At 64.6% G+C, this 14,437-nt stretch carries 17 protein-coding genes; 6 read left to right on the top strand and 11 right to left on the bottom strand.

Features of this window, described 5'->3' with window-relative positions:
• Positions 1 to 46: 46 nt before the first annotated feature.
• Both X743_RS142495 and X743_RS142490 read right to left on the bottom strand, forming a co-directional pair.
• On the bottom strand, positions 47 to 1,255 hold the full coding sequence (locus X743_RS142495; RefSeq protein WP_023768492.1) for an AI-2E family transporter: 1,209 nt from the start codon (positions 1,253 to 1,255) through the stop codon (positions 47 to 49).
• Positions 1,227 to 1,784, bottom strand: a complete 558-nt coding sequence (locus X743_RS142490) for a CDP-alcohol phosphatidyltransferase family protein (RefSeq protein WP_031258529.1) — start codon at positions 1,782 to 1,784, stop codon at positions 1,227 to 1,229. The genes X743_RS142495 and X743_RS142490 overlap by 29 nt, the downstream gene beginning before the upstream one ends.
• Positions 1,785 to 1,989: 205 nt before the next feature.
• Between X743_RS142490 and purM the strand changes: the two genes are divergently transcribed.
• From purM to X743_RS142475, 3 genes are read left to right on the top strand one after another with little or no spacing between them, the layout of a single operon-like run.
• Positions 1,990 to 3,084, top strand: a complete 1,095-nt coding sequence (purM, locus tag X743_RS142485) for a phosphoribosylformylglycinamidine cyclo-ligase (protein ID WP_023768494.1) — start codon at positions 1,990 to 1,992, stop codon at positions 3,082 to 3,084.
• Positions 3,081 to 3,794 (top strand): phosphoribosylglycinamide formyltransferase, encoded by a 714-nt coding sequence (gene purN, locus X743_RS142480; protein ID WP_023768495.1) that lies wholly within the window; start codon positions 3,081 to 3,083, stop codon positions 3,792 to 3,794. The genes purM and purN overlap by 4 nt, the downstream gene beginning before the upstream one ends.
• A 15-nt stretch (positions 3,795 to 3,809) precedes the next feature.
• A complete protein-coding gene (locus X743_RS142475; RefSeq protein ID WP_023768496.1) occupies positions 3,810 to 4,322 on the top strand; it encodes a histidine phosphatase family protein in 513 nt (170 codons plus the stop codon).
• Positions 4,323 to 4,376: 54 nt separating this feature from the next.
• Here X743_RS142475 and X743_RS142470 read toward each other — a convergent pair whose 3' ends face one another.
• Both X743_RS142470 and X743_RS142465 read right to left on the bottom strand, forming a co-directional pair.
• On the bottom strand, positions 4,377 to 4,616 hold the full coding sequence (locus X743_RS142470) for a DUF680 domain-containing protein (RefSeq protein WP_023768497.1): 240 nt from the start codon (positions 4,614 to 4,616) through the stop codon (positions 4,377 to 4,379).
• A gap of 340 nt (positions 4,617 to 4,956) precedes the next feature.
• Positions 4,957 to 5,184 carry a DUF680 domain-containing protein gene (locus X743_RS142465; protein ID WP_023768498.1) on the bottom strand — a complete coding sequence of 76 codons (228 nt, stop codon included), beginning with the start codon at positions 5,182 to 5,184 and terminating at the stop codon, positions 4,957 to 4,959.
• Between the two features lie 499 nt (positions 5,185 to 5,683).
• Between X743_RS142465 and X743_RS142460 the strand changes: the two genes are divergently transcribed.
• Together X743_RS142460 and X743_RS142455 are read left to right on the top strand one after the other, a co-directional pair.
• Positions 5,684 to 6,361, top strand: coding sequence for a response regulator (locus X743_RS142460; protein ID WP_031258531.1), 678 nt, complete (start codon positions 5,684 to 5,686; stop codon positions 6,359 to 6,361).
• 13 nt (positions 6,362 to 6,374) lie between these two features.
• Positions 6,375 to 7,727: a sensor histidine kinase gene (locus X743_RS142455; RefSeq protein ID WP_023768500.1), complete on the top strand. Its 1,353-nt coding sequence runs from the start codon at positions 6,375 to 6,377 to the stop codon at positions 7,725 to 7,727.
• 4 nt (positions 7,728 to 7,731) lie between these two features.
• Here X743_RS142455 and X743_RS142450 read toward each other — a convergent pair whose 3' ends face one another.
• From X743_RS142450 to X743_RS1000000172990, 6 genes are all read right to left on the bottom strand, one after another.
• On the bottom strand, positions 7,732 to 8,610 hold the full coding sequence (locus X743_RS142450; RefSeq protein ID WP_023768501.1) for an ABC transporter permease: 879 nt from the start codon (positions 8,608 to 8,610) through the stop codon (positions 7,732 to 7,734).
• 11 nt (positions 8,611 to 8,621) lie between these two features.
• A complete protein-coding gene (locus tag X743_RS142445) occupies positions 8,622 to 9,476 on the bottom strand; it encodes an ABC transporter ATP-binding protein (RefSeq protein ID WP_051410503.1) in 855 nt (284 codons plus the stop codon).
• 143 nt (positions 9,477 to 9,619) lie between these two features.
• Positions 9,620 to 10,633 carry an ABC transporter substrate-binding protein gene (locus tag X743_RS142440; RefSeq protein ID WP_023768503.1) on the bottom strand — a complete coding sequence of 338 codons (1,014 nt, stop codon included), beginning with the start codon at positions 10,631 to 10,633 and terminating at the stop codon, positions 9,620 to 9,622.
• Between the two features lie 175 nt (positions 10,634 to 10,808).
• The gene (dapB, locus tag X743_RS142435) at positions 10,809 to 11,588 is read right to left on the bottom strand and encodes a 4-hydroxy-tetrahydrodipicolinate reductase (RefSeq protein WP_031258532.1); all 780 of its coding nucleotides are present in this window, start codon (positions 11,586 to 11,588) and stop codon (positions 10,809 to 10,811) included.
• Positions 11,589 to 11,596: 8 nt separating this feature from the next.
• Positions 11,597 to 13,690 (bottom strand): ATP-dependent helicase, encoded by a 2,094-nt coding sequence (locus X743_RS142430; protein WP_023768505.1) that lies wholly within the window; start codon positions 13,688 to 13,690, stop codon positions 11,597 to 11,599.
• 86 nt (positions 13,691 to 13,776) lie between these two features.
• Positions 13,777 to 13,950: a hypothetical protein gene (locus X743_RS1000000172990; protein ID WP_023768506.1), complete on the bottom strand. Its 174-nt coding sequence runs from the start codon at positions 13,948 to 13,950 to the stop codon at positions 13,777 to 13,779.
• A 110-nt stretch (positions 13,951 to 14,060) separates the two neighbouring features.
• Here X743_RS1000000172990 and X743_RS1000000172995 point away from each other — a divergent pair, with 110 nt between their 5' ends.
• Positions 14,061 to 14,201: a hypothetical protein gene (locus X743_RS1000000172995; RefSeq protein WP_023768507.1), complete on the top strand. Its 141-nt coding sequence runs from the start codon at positions 14,061 to 14,063 to the stop codon at positions 14,199 to 14,201.
• 32 nt (positions 14,202 to 14,233) lie between these two features.
• Here X743_RS1000000172995 and X743_RS142425 read toward each other — a convergent pair whose 3' ends face one another.
• Entirely contained in the window at positions 14,234 to 14,434 is a 201-nt protein-coding gene (locus X743_RS142425) for a hypothetical protein (RefSeq protein WP_023768508.1), read from the bottom strand.
• Between the last annotated feature and the right edge of the window lie 3 nt (positions 14,435 to 14,437).

Here is a 14,437-nt window from a genome sequence, read left to right on the forward strand (position 1 = left end):
ATCGAGCGGCAGCTGGCGTGGCGGATCGGTGCGCTGGGCAGTCACGTCAGCGACGCGGCTGCGTGCGGCGACCGCCGCCGCGATCGGCGGGCAGCGGCGGCACGGGCTCTTTCGCGTGGCCCTTGTAGAGCGGCGATTCGAGATAGCGAGCGATGGCAAAGCGCACCAGCACGGCGACGGCCGCCGAAGCCGGCACGGCGATCAGCAGGCCCACGAAACCGAACAGCGCGCCGAAGGCAAACAGCGCGAACATCAGCCATACCGGATGCAGGCCGACGCTTTTGCCGACCAGCCGGGGCTGCAGGATGTTGCCTTCGATGAACTGGCCGATGAAGAACACCACGGCGACGGCGACGATCATGGTCCAGTCCGGCCAGAACTGGACGAAGGCAACGCCGACGGCCAGCACCAGGCCGGTCAGTGAACCGACATAGGGAATGAAGGAGATCAGCCCGGCGAAGAGGCCGATGAGGATGGCGAAATTCAAGCCGGTCAGCGTCAGGCCGGTGGCGTACATAGCGCCAAGCACCAGGCAGAGCGTGCCCTGGCCACGCACGAAGCCGGCGGTGGCGGTGTTGATGTCGCGCGCGATGGCGCGCACCGTGGCGACGTTGTCGCGCGGCACCCAGCTGTCGATGACCGCGACCATACGGTCCCAGTCGAGCAGCATGTAGAAGGCAACCACCGGCGTCACCACGAACAGGCTGACCACCGAGACCAGCGCCATGCCGGAAGTCCACAGCGAGGTGAACACGGTGGTGATCAGGCCAAAGCCGGAAGTCAGCAGCGAATTCAGCCCGTCGCGCAAGCCATTGGCGTTGACGCCGAATTTCTCTTCCAGCCATTTCGGGTCGAATGACGTGATCAGGCTCTGCAGCCGGGTCAGGTACTCCGGCAGTTTGCCGGCGAAGTCGGCCATCTGCGTCGCCAGCACCGGTATCAGAATGACGAATGCCAGCACCAGCACGATCAGGAAGGTGATGAGGATGACCACCGTCGCCATGAAGCGCGACAGGCCGAGCCGCTGCAGCCGGTCGGCGACCGGATCGAGAAAATAGGCAAGCACCATGCCGGCGACGAAGGGCAGCAGGATGTCGCTGAAGACATAGAGGAACAGCGCAAGCACCGCCAATCCGGCCAGCCAGAAGAATATCTGCCGGCGGAACGCCAGAGACGCAGTTTCGCCTGCCGCCGCAGCCTCAGCGGCCGCTTCGATGGATCCTTGGTCAGGTGTCCGGTTTGGAGCTTTCGCCATAGCCGCTCATATGCCTCAGCCAAGCCACGAGATAGGCCGCGGCCGAAGCCACGGTCAAGACCCCGGACAGCAATATGAGGGCCGGCCGCAAAGGGTCGAGTCGCACGGCAAGAGCCAGCTCGCCCAGCACGACCGCCGCCAGGACGATCTGGATGGCGGTGTTGGCCTTCGAGACGAACAGCGGCTTCATCTCGACCGGCTGGGCCATGACGGAAGACAACAGAACCGCGCAAACGATCAGCGCATCGCGCGCCACCATGGTGACGACCAGCCATAGCGGCAACTGTCCGATGAAGCCCATGACGATGAACACCGAAACCAAAAGCAGCTTGTCGGCAATCGGATCGAGATAGGCGCCGAGCCTGGACGGCTGGTTGAAACGGCGGGCGATGAAGCCGTCGACACCGTCGGAGACGCCGGCGACGACGAAACCGACGAAGGCCCAGTCCCAGCGCTCCTGCAGCATGGCCAGCACCACGGCAGGCACCAGGAGAAGCCGCAGGATGGTGATCAGGTTGGGGATCGTCAAAATGCGTGCCTGCCAGTTTGCTTGCTGATAGATGATGGAGACGAAAGCGGGGTGCAAGGGAGAACCGCCAATCCCCTTTGCCGCGCGGACTGGCCGGTGGGGGTCCGCTGTCCACGATTTTGTCACTTTGAACCGCGCCTCCGCCGCCGTTATCCTTGCCCCCCGAAACCATTCATGCGAAGAGCCCGCAAACAGGGAAATTGCGATGAGCAAGCGCGAAACGGGCCAGGACAAAACGGGCAAGCGCAGTAACGGGCTCACTTATGCCGAGGCCGGTGTCGATATCGATGCCGGCAATCTGATGGTCGAGAAGATCAAGCCGCTGGTGCGCGCGACGCGCCGGCCGGGCGCCGATGGCGAGATCGGCGGGTTCGGCGGCCTGTTCGACCTCAAGGCGGCGGGCTTCACCGATCCGGTGCTGGTCGCCGCCAATGACGGCGTTGGAACCAAGCTCAAGATCGCCATCGAAGCCGGCAAACACGACACGATCGGCATCGACCTCGTCGCCATGTGCGTCAACGACATCGTCGTGCAAGGTGCCGAGCCGCTGTTCTTCCTCGACTATTTCGCCACCGGCAAACTCGACCCCGACCAGGGTGCGGCGATCGTCGGCGGCATCGCCCTGGGCTGCCGCCAGGCCGGGTGCGCGCTGATCGGCGGCGAGACCGCGGAAATGCCCGGCATGTACCACGGCAACGACTACGACCTTGCCGGCTTTGCGGTGGGCGCGGCCGAACGCGGCCAGTTGCTGCCGACCGACGATATCGTCGAAGGTGACGTGCTGTTGGGTCTTGCCTCCTCGGGCCTGCATTCGAACGGGTTTTCGCTGGTGCGCCGCATCGTCGGTGTCAGCGGCCTCGCCTGGAGCGATCCGGCGCCATTCAACGACGAGGTGACGCTGGCCGAGGCGCTGCTCGAACCGACCCGCATCTACGTCAAGTCGATCCTCAAGGCGATCCGCAACACGCATGGCATCAAGGCGCTGGCCCACATCACCGGCGGCGGCTTCCCGGAAAACATTCCGCGCGTGCTGCCCAAGGACTTTTCGGCCGAACTCGACCTCGAGGCGATCGACGTGCCCGCGGTGTTCTCCTGGCTGGCCAAGATCGGCGGCGTTGCGCCGGAAGAGATGATGCGCACCTTCAATTGCGGCATCGGCATGATCCTGGCGGTCGCCTCCGGCCAGGCGGCGCAGGTCGCCGCCGTGCTGCAGGAAGCCGGCGAGACGGTGACGCCGATCGGCCGCATCGTGCCGCGCCGCGACGCCGGCGTCATCTATCGGGGCTCGATCGGCCTATGAATATGCAGAAGAAACGCACCGCCGTCCTGATCTCGGGACGTGGATCGAACATGACCGCGCTGATCGCTGCTGCCAGCGATCCGGCCTTCCCGGCGGAGATCGTCGGCGTCATCTCCGACAAGGCGGATGCCGCCGGCCTCGGCATCGCCAAAGCACGCGGTATCGCCACCCGGGTCATTTCCCGTGCCGACCATGGCAGCAAGCAGGCGCATGACGCCACGATCGACGCCGCACTCACGGCCTTCAACGCCGATATCGTGGCGCTGGCCGGCTATATGCGCATCCTCACCCCCGGCTTCGTGCAGAAATGGCAGGGCCGCATGATCAACATCCACCCTGCCCTGCTGCCCGCCTTCAAGGGGCTTGATACGCATGCGCGCGCACTTGCCGCCGGCATACGCATCCACGGCTGCACGGTGCATTTCGTCACGACCGAAATGGATGACGGCCCGATCATCGCGCAGGCGGCCGTGCCGGTGATGGTCGGCGACAATGCCGACACGCTGGCCGCCCGGGTGCTGAAGGCCGAGCACCGGCTCTATGCGCTGGCACTGGGGCTGGTCGCCGAAGGCAAGGCGCGCATGGAGGCCGGCCGCACCGTGCTTGCCCATTTTGCCGACGATGCCGACAACGGCACGTCGGTGGTGATGGCGCCCGACCCGCTGCGCGAAGAAGCCGATCTGGAGCACCTGGCGCGCATTACGCCTTGAGTTGAGGACGTGGCGATGAGACAGCTGCTTCTCCTTCGTCACGCAAAATCGAGCCGAGACGACCCTGGTCTCGACGATTTCGACCGGCCGCTCGCCGAGCGCGGGCTGACGACTGCGCCGCTGATCGGGCGCGAGCTTGCGGCGCGCGAATGGCTGCCGGATCTGGCGCTGCTGTCGCCGGCGCTGCGCACACGCGACACCTGGCGGCTGGTGGCGGCGGAGTTGCCCATGCATCCTCGATCCGTGTTTGCCGAGGCGCTCTATGACGCTTCGGCGGCGGATATTCTGAGCCAGATTCGCCTGGCCGGCCCGTGGAACGGTTGCCTGCTGGTGGCCGGCCACAATCCGGGCCTGGAGGATCTGGCAAAACAGCTTGCCGGTTCAGGATCGGAAGCGAAAGCGCGCAAGCGGCTCGAGGAAAAGTTCCCAACGGCAGCCCTTGCACGCTTTGTCTTCGACGGCGACTGGTTCGGCCTGACGTCCGCGCGGCTGACGCATTTCCTGCGGCCGAGGGATCTGAGCCAGTAAGCTGATGTTGGCAGGAACGGCGGGGCGAACCCTCCGCATATCTGCCCACGGACATCAGTTCCCCCAGATGCCCTGGCCGGGTTCGGGCCATTCCTTGGTGGGTTTCACGTTGATGTCGGCTGCCTTGTGCCCGGCCATGTCCGTGTTTTTGACCGCGCCGGTAACGGCGTGATCGACGCCGGCAACCGAGGCGACCGGCTGGTTGGCACCATCGGAGCCATAGTGCTCGCTGCCGGCAAAGGCAGCGCCGACCATAACGAGAATGGCGGCGGTAGCGAGAGCGATCCTGTTCATTTCAATCTCCTGTTTCATCCGTTGGGCGGCGTCTTGGGAGGACGGTTCCGCTAGTGCATGATGCCGAAAAATGTGAAGCGGTTTTCGGACGCGATCATGCTCTAACTCTTTGATTTAGAGCCGAATTCAGATTTCAAATCATTCGACCTGAAATCATCCGGCTCTATGGACAAGACCTAGGGCCAACGGGTTTTATTCCTGGAGGTGGAAGCTTTTTTCTGGCGAGTGCGAAGACCGACGGCCCAAGACGGTGCCCGTCAGTGCCTGCGCCATGGGCACAAAAACAAGAGCGGCGGGCCAAGCCCACCGCTCTTTGTCGTCATGCAAGGGTTTGAAGCTGTTAGCGGCCCCAGATGCCCTGGCCCGACTGGGCAGGAATCTTCGCATTGGCGTCGGCCTGCGTCTTGTCGATCTTCAGGATCGAACCGGTGCGGAGCGTGTCGACGTTGGAAGTCGACTGCTTGGCGACCGGCTGGTTGGCATTGTTGGAGCCATAATTGTCGCTGCCGGCGAAAGCGGTGCCCGTGGCAACGAGGATGGCGGCGACGGTAAGAGCGATCTTGGTCATTTTGGTTACTCCAGTTTGCTAGTCCTGTCCGGTCTAGTGGCGTGCCCTTGGGAGGAATTTCGCGTCGCTCGGACCACCCCGAAGTAGTGAGTGCCTTTTTGGATTGCCAGTCGGATCGGTTTTACAGTCTTCCGTTATATTATGAACAATGCATATTGCACCGCAGCAAATGCGACATTATTTCTTCAATATTTTCAGCAGCTTAAGTTTTCGCCTTCGACGAAAGCGACACCAGTTCGCGAGCTATTGTTCACCGTTTGCGATACAATCCGTTAATCAGAACCGAACCGTTCGGTTCGATCTAATGGGGAAATGGATGCGGAAATGGATGGATCGAGCGTGCGTAAAACCTTTCGCCGCCGGCCACCTGCCCGCATTTGCCTTGCGTCGAGATCGACACTATCGCTCATTTCAGGTCTGATTGTCGGACGCGGCGGCCGTTCGAGCCCGGGGCAGCCGCCGAGACCGAGAAAAGACGGACGCAGGAACAGCAACAGACATGCGATTGCTGCTTGTCGAGGACAACCACGAACTGGCGGACTGGCTGGGCAAGACCCTGCGCCAGGCGCATTATGTCGTCGACATCGTGCATGACGGCGAGGATGTCGAGCATGCGCTGGCGGCCGGCGAACACGCGCTCATCATCCTCGACCTCGCGCTGCCGCGCATGGGCGGAATGGAGGTGCTGCGCATGCTGCGGGCGCGCGGCAACCGGGTGCCGGTGATCGTGCTCACCGCAAATGCCAGCCTCGACGGCCGCGTCAAAGGCCTCAACGAAGGCGCGGACGACTATCTGGCCAAGCCTTTCCAGATCGAGGAACTCGAGGCACGTATCCGCGTGCAGTTGCGCCGCGCCAATGACCGCACCGCGCCGATGATCACCTGCGGCGACCTCGTCTTCGACACCAACACAAGGCTGTTTTCGCTCGCGGGCGAAACGCTGGCGCTGACACCGCGCGAACACGCAGTGCTGGAACAGTTGATGGTCAAGGCCGGGCGCACCGTGAGCAAGGCGGCATTGTCGGCCGCGATCTATGATTTCGAGACCGACGCCGATCCCAGCGCCATCGAAATCTACGTGCACCGCGTGCGCAAGAAGCTCGAAGGGTCGCGGGTCCAGATCGCCACCCTGCGTGGCCTCGGCTATCTCTTGCGCCAAGACGATTTGGCGCCGTGACGACCCTGGCGCCATGAGGATCAACAGCCTCCGCCTGCAATTGCTGGCATGGGTGGTGCTGCCGCTTGCCGGGCTCGCGACCATCAACCTGTGGACCAGCCAGCGCAACGCACTGGCGACCGCGGACCTGGTCACCGACCGGATGCTGGTCGGCTCGGCGCGCGCGATAGCCGAGCAGGTCGCCATGGTCGACGGCGTGCTCGATGCCACGGTGCCCCCGGCGGCGATCGAGATGTTCGACACCGGCGACCGGGACAGCGTCTATTATCGCGTCGAGACAGCCGCCGGGCGGCTGCTGACCGGATACCCCGACCTGCCCGAAGCGCCGCGGCATGCCAGCGTCGAGGCCCCCTATCGCGATCATCAATTGCGACTCCTGACCCTTGGCCATGCGGTGATCGGCGCCGGCAACGACTCGCCGATAACGGTCACCGTGGGCGTTACCCTTGCCGGCCATGACGCGATGGTCAAACGGCTATGGTTCAGCGCCTTTGCCCAGCAACTGGCGCTGGTGGCGATTGCCGGCGTGTTCGTGCTGCTCGGCTTGCGTCGCGGCCTGGCGCCGTTGATGCGGCTGCGCGATGCGGTACGCTCGCCAAACCGCAGCGACCTCGATCCCGTCGAAGTGCCCGGTGCGCAAAGCGAGATTCGCCCGCTGATCGACGCGCTCAACGCCTATATGGAACGCGTGCGGGCGCAGATGGCGGCGCAACGCCGCTTCATCGCCAATGCGGCGCACCAATTGCGCACGCCTCTGGCGCTGCTCTCCACACAGGCAAGCTATGCGCTTCGCGAAAGTGCCGCCGATGCTCGCCATGAGGCGCTGGTGGCGCTGCAGGCGAGTTCCGGCAAACTGGCACGGCTGGCCGAACAGCTCTTGACCCTGTCACGCGCCGAGCCAGGCAGCCGGCGGCCGCGCGCCGACCGCATCGACCTGGCCGAAGCCGCCCGCCACGTGCTGGAAACGCAGGCCCCGGCAGCGATCGCCCGCAACATCGATCTCGGCCTCGAGGAGGCCGGTCCCGTGCCGGTCACCGGCGACGGCACCATGCTGCGTGAGATGATCGTCAACCTCGTCGACAACGCGCTGCGTTACTCCCCGGTCGGGGGGCGTGTCACGGTCAGCCTGGCGGCCCTCGATGGCGAGGCCGTGCTGACCGTCGCCGACAACGGACCCGGCATCCCGGCGGACGAACGCGAGCATGTGTTCGAACGCTTCTATCGCGTCGCCGGTTCGAGCGAGCAAGGCAGCGGGCTTGGGCTCGCCATCGTGCGCGAGGTGGTCGAGAACGCCGGCGGCCGCGTCACCCTCGGGGATGGCGCAGCCGGCGGTCTGGTGGTCGAGGTCAGGCTGCCCTTGGCCTGACCGATCACGTTCCCTGCTCGTTGAACGGCGCCGGCCGCCACTTGACGACATAGTTCTCGAAGCGGGTGATGATGAACTCCACCACCAGCGCCATGACAGCCAGGATGATCATGGCGGCGAACACGCCATTGGCGTTGAAGGCGCCCTGCGCGGTCGAGATCAGCAGGCCCATGCCTTGCTTGGCGCCGAGGAACTCGCCGACCACCGCGCCGACCAGCGCGAAGCCGAAGCTGACATGCAGGCTGGCGAGGATCCAGCTCATCGCCGAAGGAATGATGACGGTGCGGGTGATCTGGAACGGCGAGGCGCCAAGGATCTGGGCATTTGCGATCATTGCCCTGTCGGCCTCGCGCACGCCCTGGAAGGCGTTGGCGAAAACAACGAAGAACACCATCACCACGGCAAGCGCCACCTTGGACGCCATGCCGAGGCCGAGCGCGATGATGAACACCGAGCCGAGCACGACGCGCGGCACCGAATTGGCGATCTTGATGTAGATCGAAAAGACATCCGCCAACAGCCGATTGCGGCCGAGGATGATGCCGGCGGCGATGCCGCCAAGGGCACCGATGACAAAGCCGAGGAAGGTTTCCTCCAGCGTCACGTAGATCTGCAGCCAGAGTGGGCCTTGCGAAGTGCCTTCGGTGATCCACGACCAGATCTGCTGCCAGATGCCAGACGGGCTGGCGAAGAAGAACGGGTCGATGATGTTGTAGTCGGCGCCGAGTTCCCACAGGCCAAGGAAGACGACCAGGATGGCAAGGCGCAGGCCGATGACCAGCGCATGGCGGCGCCGCAGCCTCGCCCTCGCCCGGGCTTCGGCAACGGCGATGGAAGCATCGCGGACGGCGGCCCGGTTGGCGGTCGGAGAGATTGCGGTCATGCTGTTTCTCCTCAATGTCCGGTCTGCAAGGTCCGGCTCTGGCCGAGCTGCACTTCCTCGCGCAGATCGTTCCAGATCACCTTGGCGATCTCGACGAAGTTCGGGTCGTAGCGGATGTCGGCCATGACGCGCGGGCGCGGCAGGTCGATGCGGTAGACGCTCTTGACCGTGCCCGGCCCAGCGGTGAGCACATAGACCTTGTCGGCCAGCGCCACCGCCTCCTCGAGGTCGTGGGTGACGAAGACAACCGAGGATTTCTGCTCCGACCACAGACCCAGCAATTCGTCCTGCATGGCGGTGCGCGTCTGCATGTCGAGCGCGCTGAACGGCTCGTCCATCAAAAGGATCTTGGGCTGGTTGATGAAGGTCTGCGCCAGCGCGACGCGCTTGCGCATGCCGCCCGAAAGCTGGTGCGGATAGTGTTTTTCGAAGCGGCCGAGGCCGACGCGGGCGATCCAGTCGCGGGCGCGGTCGTAGGCCTGCGCCTTCGGCGTGCCGCGATAGAGTGGACCGGCGGCGACATTGTCGATGACACTGCGCCAGGGAAACAGCGCATCCGCCTGGAAGACAAAGCCGATGTCCCGGCTGATATCGGTGACCGGATTGCCCATGACGCGGACATTGCCGGTCGTCGGCCGCAGCAGGCCGGTGACCAGGTTGAGCGTCGTCGACTTGCCGCAGCCGGTCGGCCCGACGACGCAGGCGAACTCGCCGCGCGCCACGGTCATCGTGAAATCGCGGATCGCCGTCATCATGTGCCCGTCGGGCGTGACGAAACGCAAGGTCACATCATCGATGGCGATCGCGGCGTCGGCTTGTGGCGCGGCCTGAGACAGCTTCTCGGCCGCCATAGGTTGCACTTGCATGGCGCACTCCTGTCGCAATGGGCAAGGGAGCCCGCGGCAGTGCCACGGACATCTTGCGTGTTCGGGGAGGCTGCGCCGCTGCCTTCTTGATTCAAGCAGCCGGCGCAAACCGTTGTTATTCAACGAGTGGTAGGCTGGCGCCGCTATTTGGCGGCGTCGACGAATTCCGTCGTATAGGTCTTCGACAGGTCGATCTGCTTGCCTTGCAGGCTCTTCGAGAATGTCGAGAGAACCTTGAGCACGGTCGGCGGGCCATCGGCCGGCATGCGGCCATCCGGCGTGAACATCGCCTTGCCGCCGGCCAGCCCCTGCACGTAGAGGTCGCGGTTGCCGGCATAATAATCTTTCGGCATCTTGTCGGCGATCTCTTCGGCCGAATGCGTGGCGATGAATTTCATCGTCTTGACGAAGGCATTGGCAAGCTTCTGTGCCTCATCCTTGTGGCCTTCCAGCCAGGAGGACTGGACATAGAAGGATGCTGCCGGATAGTCGCCGCCCAGCGCTTCCTTGGTCTTTTCGGGCGTGCGCATGTCGACCAGGATGCTTGCCTCGCCGGTCTTGAGCAGTTTGGCGATGGTCGGCTCGGTGGTCATGCCGGCCTGGATCTGGTCCTGCTTGACGGCGGCGATGAAGGTGTTGCCGGCGCCGACCGGCAGCAGCGTGTAGTCGCCGGGCTTCAGGCCGCCGCGCACGGCAAGATACTGGGTCAGGAAATCGGTCGACGAGCCGAGACCGGTGACGCCGAGCGTGGCGCCCTTGAAGTCGGCGGGCGACTTGATCTCCGGGTGCTTGGCGGAGACCAGCTCGACCTCGCCAGGCGCCTGGCTGAACTGGACGATCGACTGGATGTATTTGCCCTTCGATTGCAGGTCGACGGTGTGATCGTAGAAGCCGACAACGCCCTGGACGGCACCGGCCAGCAGTTCATTTTCGGCCTCGACCCCGGCGCGCGAGTTGAGCAGTTCGACATCGAGCCCCTGGTCCTTGAAGTAGCCGAGCTGCTGGGTGAGCATGGCAGGCAGATAGATCTGCTTTTCCATGCCGCCGACGATGATGGTGATCTTGTCGGCAGCCGAAGCCACCGTGGCGCCTGTGGCCGCGATGGCAAGGGTTAGCGCCGCTGTGCGCAGGGCGCACTTCGAGATGAAACCGGTCACGAAACTTCCTCCACTTGGGCGGTGCGCCTTTAGGCTGCGCCGCATTCCTCCTTACCGGCCGCTCCCGCACCGGTCACACGGCGAACGCCGCAATGACTTCATGGCACGCCCAAGCTTTCAGCTGGCTTTCAGTCGTTTTAGCGGCCGTTGAAATGGAATCGGTTGTAGCTGCTGGTCACGAAGCGCCAAAACCGAGAACGTCGCGCATGTCGTATTCGCCGGGGTGGCGCCCCGCCACCCAGAGCGCGGCGGCGATGGCGCCACGAGCGAACATGATGCGGTCGCCGGCCGCATGCGACAAGGTGACGGTTTCGCCCTCGGTGCAGAAGCTGACACTGTGCTCGCCGACGATGCTGCCGCCGCGCATCACCGCAAAGCCGATCTCGCCTGCGGGCCGCGGGCCCGTGACGCCATCGCGAACACGCCGCGCCACCGCGTCGAATTCTACCTTGCGTCCGCCGGCCACGGCTTGACCAAGCATCAAGGCGGTGCCCGATGGCGCGTCGATCTTGTGGCGGTGATGCGCCTCGAAGACCTCGGCGTCCCAGTCTTCGGGATCGAGCGCTGTCGCCGCCTGTTCGACCAATCCGACCAGCATGTTCAGCCCCAGCGAATAGCTGCCTGAGCGGACGATGGCGAGGCCTTTCGCGGCATCGGCGATGGTCGCCAATTCAGCGGCATCGAAACCTGTCGAGCCTATGACCAAAGCCGGCCCGCCGCGGGCGGCGCAAAACCTTGCCAGGTCAGTGGAGGCCGCCGGCGTGGTGAAGTCGATGACCACATCGGCCGTGGCAAGCGCCTCCTCGCGGCTGACCAGCCCATTGCCGACAGCGCCGGGCCGGTGGAAGCGAGCGGCGAGCGCCAACCGTGGATCGGCCCGCACGGCGTCGGTCATCTGGCGGCCCATGCGGCCGAGCGCGCCGGCGATGGCGATCCTAATCGGCGGCTGCGGCATGGCCTCGGCTATTTCCACATGCCGCGCATGCGTGCGCCGATGTCGACCCGCACGTCCGGCCGGGGCGCCCTGCCCTGCGCGGCCTGCGCGCTTGGCCACGACACCTGTTCGAACGCGGCGAGGATCGAGGCCGGGATGAAGCGGGTGCGCGAGGCATAGAGATGGCGGTCCCCGCGTGCCGCCTGGCCGTGGGGGAAGAAGCGCTGCGGCATGACCAGGTTGAGGTTGTCCTTGGCCCGCGTCATCGCGACGTAGAGCAGCCGGCGCTCCTCCTCGATGTCCTCCTTGGTGCCGACGCCGAGATCGGCCGGGATGCAGCCATCGACGGTATTGAGCACGAAGACATTTTTCCACTCCTGGCCCTTGGCCGAGTGGATGGTCGACAGGATCAGATAATCCTCGTCGCGATGCGGCGGCCCGGCCTGGTCGCTGGTCGCGTCCGGCGGGTCGAGCGTCAGCTCGGTCAGGAAGCGTTCGCGGGAGGCATAAGCCGAGCCGATCTGCTCGAGCTGCAACAGGTCGGCGCGGCGCGTGATCGCGTCCTCATGGATGCGCTCCAGATGCGGCTCGTACCAGAGCCTGACCTGTTCGAGATCGGCAGGCCATTTGGCGCCGGCCCGCAAGCCCGAATAGAGCGCGACGAAGCTTGGCCAGTCGTCCGCCGCGCGCTGCGGCGGACGCCAGCCGGCCAGGCCCATAGCCTCGTCCAACGCGGATGTCATCGTCTCGACGACCTGCGCGGCGGCCGAAGGGCCAATCCCCGGCAAAAGCTGCAGCACCCGAAAGCCGGCGACGCGATCGCGCGGGTTTTCGGCGAAGCGCAGCACCGCCAGCACATCCTTGACATGAGCGGCATCGAGGAATTTCAGCCCGCCGAATTTGACGAAGGGAATGTTGCGCCGCGTCAACTCAATCTCGAGCGGCCCGCTGTGGTGCGAGGCGCGAAACAGCACCGCCTGGGATTTCAGCGCGGTGCCGGCCTCGCGCTCGGCCAGGATGGTGTCGCAGACGAAGTTCGCCTGCTCGACCTCGTCGCGCACGCTTACCAGTCTCGGCTTGCCCGTGGATTTGCGCTCCGACCACAGGTTCTTGGTGAAGCGTTCCGAGGCCTCGCCGATCACCGCGTTGGCGGCGGCGAGAATGGTCTCGGTCGAGCGGTAGTTGCGCTCCAGCATCACCACATCGGCGGCTTGCGCGAACTGCTTGGGGAAATCGAGAATGTTGCGCACCTCGGCGGCGCGGAACGAATAGATCGACTGCGCATCGTCGCCGACCACCGTCAGCCCGGCACCGTCGGGCTTCAGCGCCATCAGGATCGAAGCCTGCAGCCGGTTTGTGTCCTGGTATTCATCGACGAGCACATGGTCGAAACGCCCGCCCAGATGCGCTGCGATTTCAGGCTCGGCCGCCATCTGCGCCCAGTAGAGCAGCAGATCGTCATAATCGAGCACGTTCTGCGCTTGCTTGGCTTCGACATAGCCCGCGAACAGCTGCTTCAGCTGCTCGGCCCAGCCGGCGCACCACGGAAAGGCCGAACCCAATACTTCGCCCAGCGGAGCCTGCGCGTTGACGGCGCGCGAATAGATGGCGAGGCAGGTGCCCTTGGTCGGAAAGCGCGCCTCCGTCTTCGAGAGGCCGAGTTCGTGCCGGACAAGGTTCATCAGATCGGCGGAATCCTCGCGGTCATGGATGGTGAAGGCCGGATCTAGGCCGATCTCCAGCGCATAGTCGCGCAGCAGCCGGGCGCCGATGCCATGAAAGGTGCCGGCCCAGGTCAACGCATCCGTGATCACTGCCGCGTCGCGGCCGAGCACCTCGCCGGCGATGCGCTCGACGCGTCTCGCCATTTCGGACGCGGCGCGCCGCGAAAAGGTCATCAGCAGGATGCGGCGCGGGTCGGCGCCCTTGACGATCAGGTGCGCGACGCGATGCGCCAGCGTGTTGGTCTTGCCCGAGCCGGCGCCGGCAATGACCAGCAAAGGCCCCGCGATCTTGCCGTCGCCATGCTCGACGGCCTGGCGCTGGGCGTCGTTCAGCCGGGCGAGATAGGCGGGCGGGACGGTCGATTCCACAAAGGTCGAATCATGGGCGGCGAGGTTCATCGCCCATCAAGCATCGTTTCCGCTTTGTTCGCAACACAGAAGCGGCGCGATAGGGGACGACGGCTTGGGGACTATCGCTTGGGGGACTACCGTTTCGGATCGACGCCCATCGCCGCCGATTGACGGCGCAGAGCCTCGCGGTCGCTTCTTGGCGCCGGCAGCAACAGCGGGTCGAAATTGTCGGGCACCTCATCGATCATCTTGCGAGCGAGGCGGTATGCGAGAAGGGCAAGGCTGGCTGCCAGAAGCAAACGGATCATGGAGCGGTTCTCCCGTGATTGGGATCAACCAAAGGAATGGCGTTTTGTTCCCTCACGGAAATTCGCAACCAAACCGACATCGCCTCGTTTTGAGACAGGAGGCGATAGCGATGAAAAAGCTAAGATTGGGCCTCGTCCTGGTGGCATTGGCTTCGGCCTGCGACAACAAACTGCCGCCAACGACAGCTCCCGGCGGCGAACAAAGCCTCGCCAGCAATCCGGTTGTGAACACGGACACCGTCGGCAAGTGAGCCAATCCTCGTGCAACAGGTTCCCGTCGGTTTTAGGGCATCGCCGCGATGCATTCCTTGAGCCGATCGAGGCGGAACTTGGCGTTGCGCAGTTCGTGCCCGGCTTCGTGCCGTTGCTGACGGCTTGGGGACGCTGACGCCGCGGTCAGGTTTCGTTCGAGCTCGGCGATACGCGCACGCACCTGCCGCGCTTCGTCCTGACGCAACGCCTTTATCCAGTTCCGCCCGCGCATCTG

Source organism: Mesorhizobium sp. LNHC232B00 (assembly GCF_000502435.1).
GTDB lineage: Bacteria > Pseudomonadota > Alphaproteobacteria > Rhizobiales > Rhizobiaceae > Mesorhizobium > Mesorhizobium opportunistum.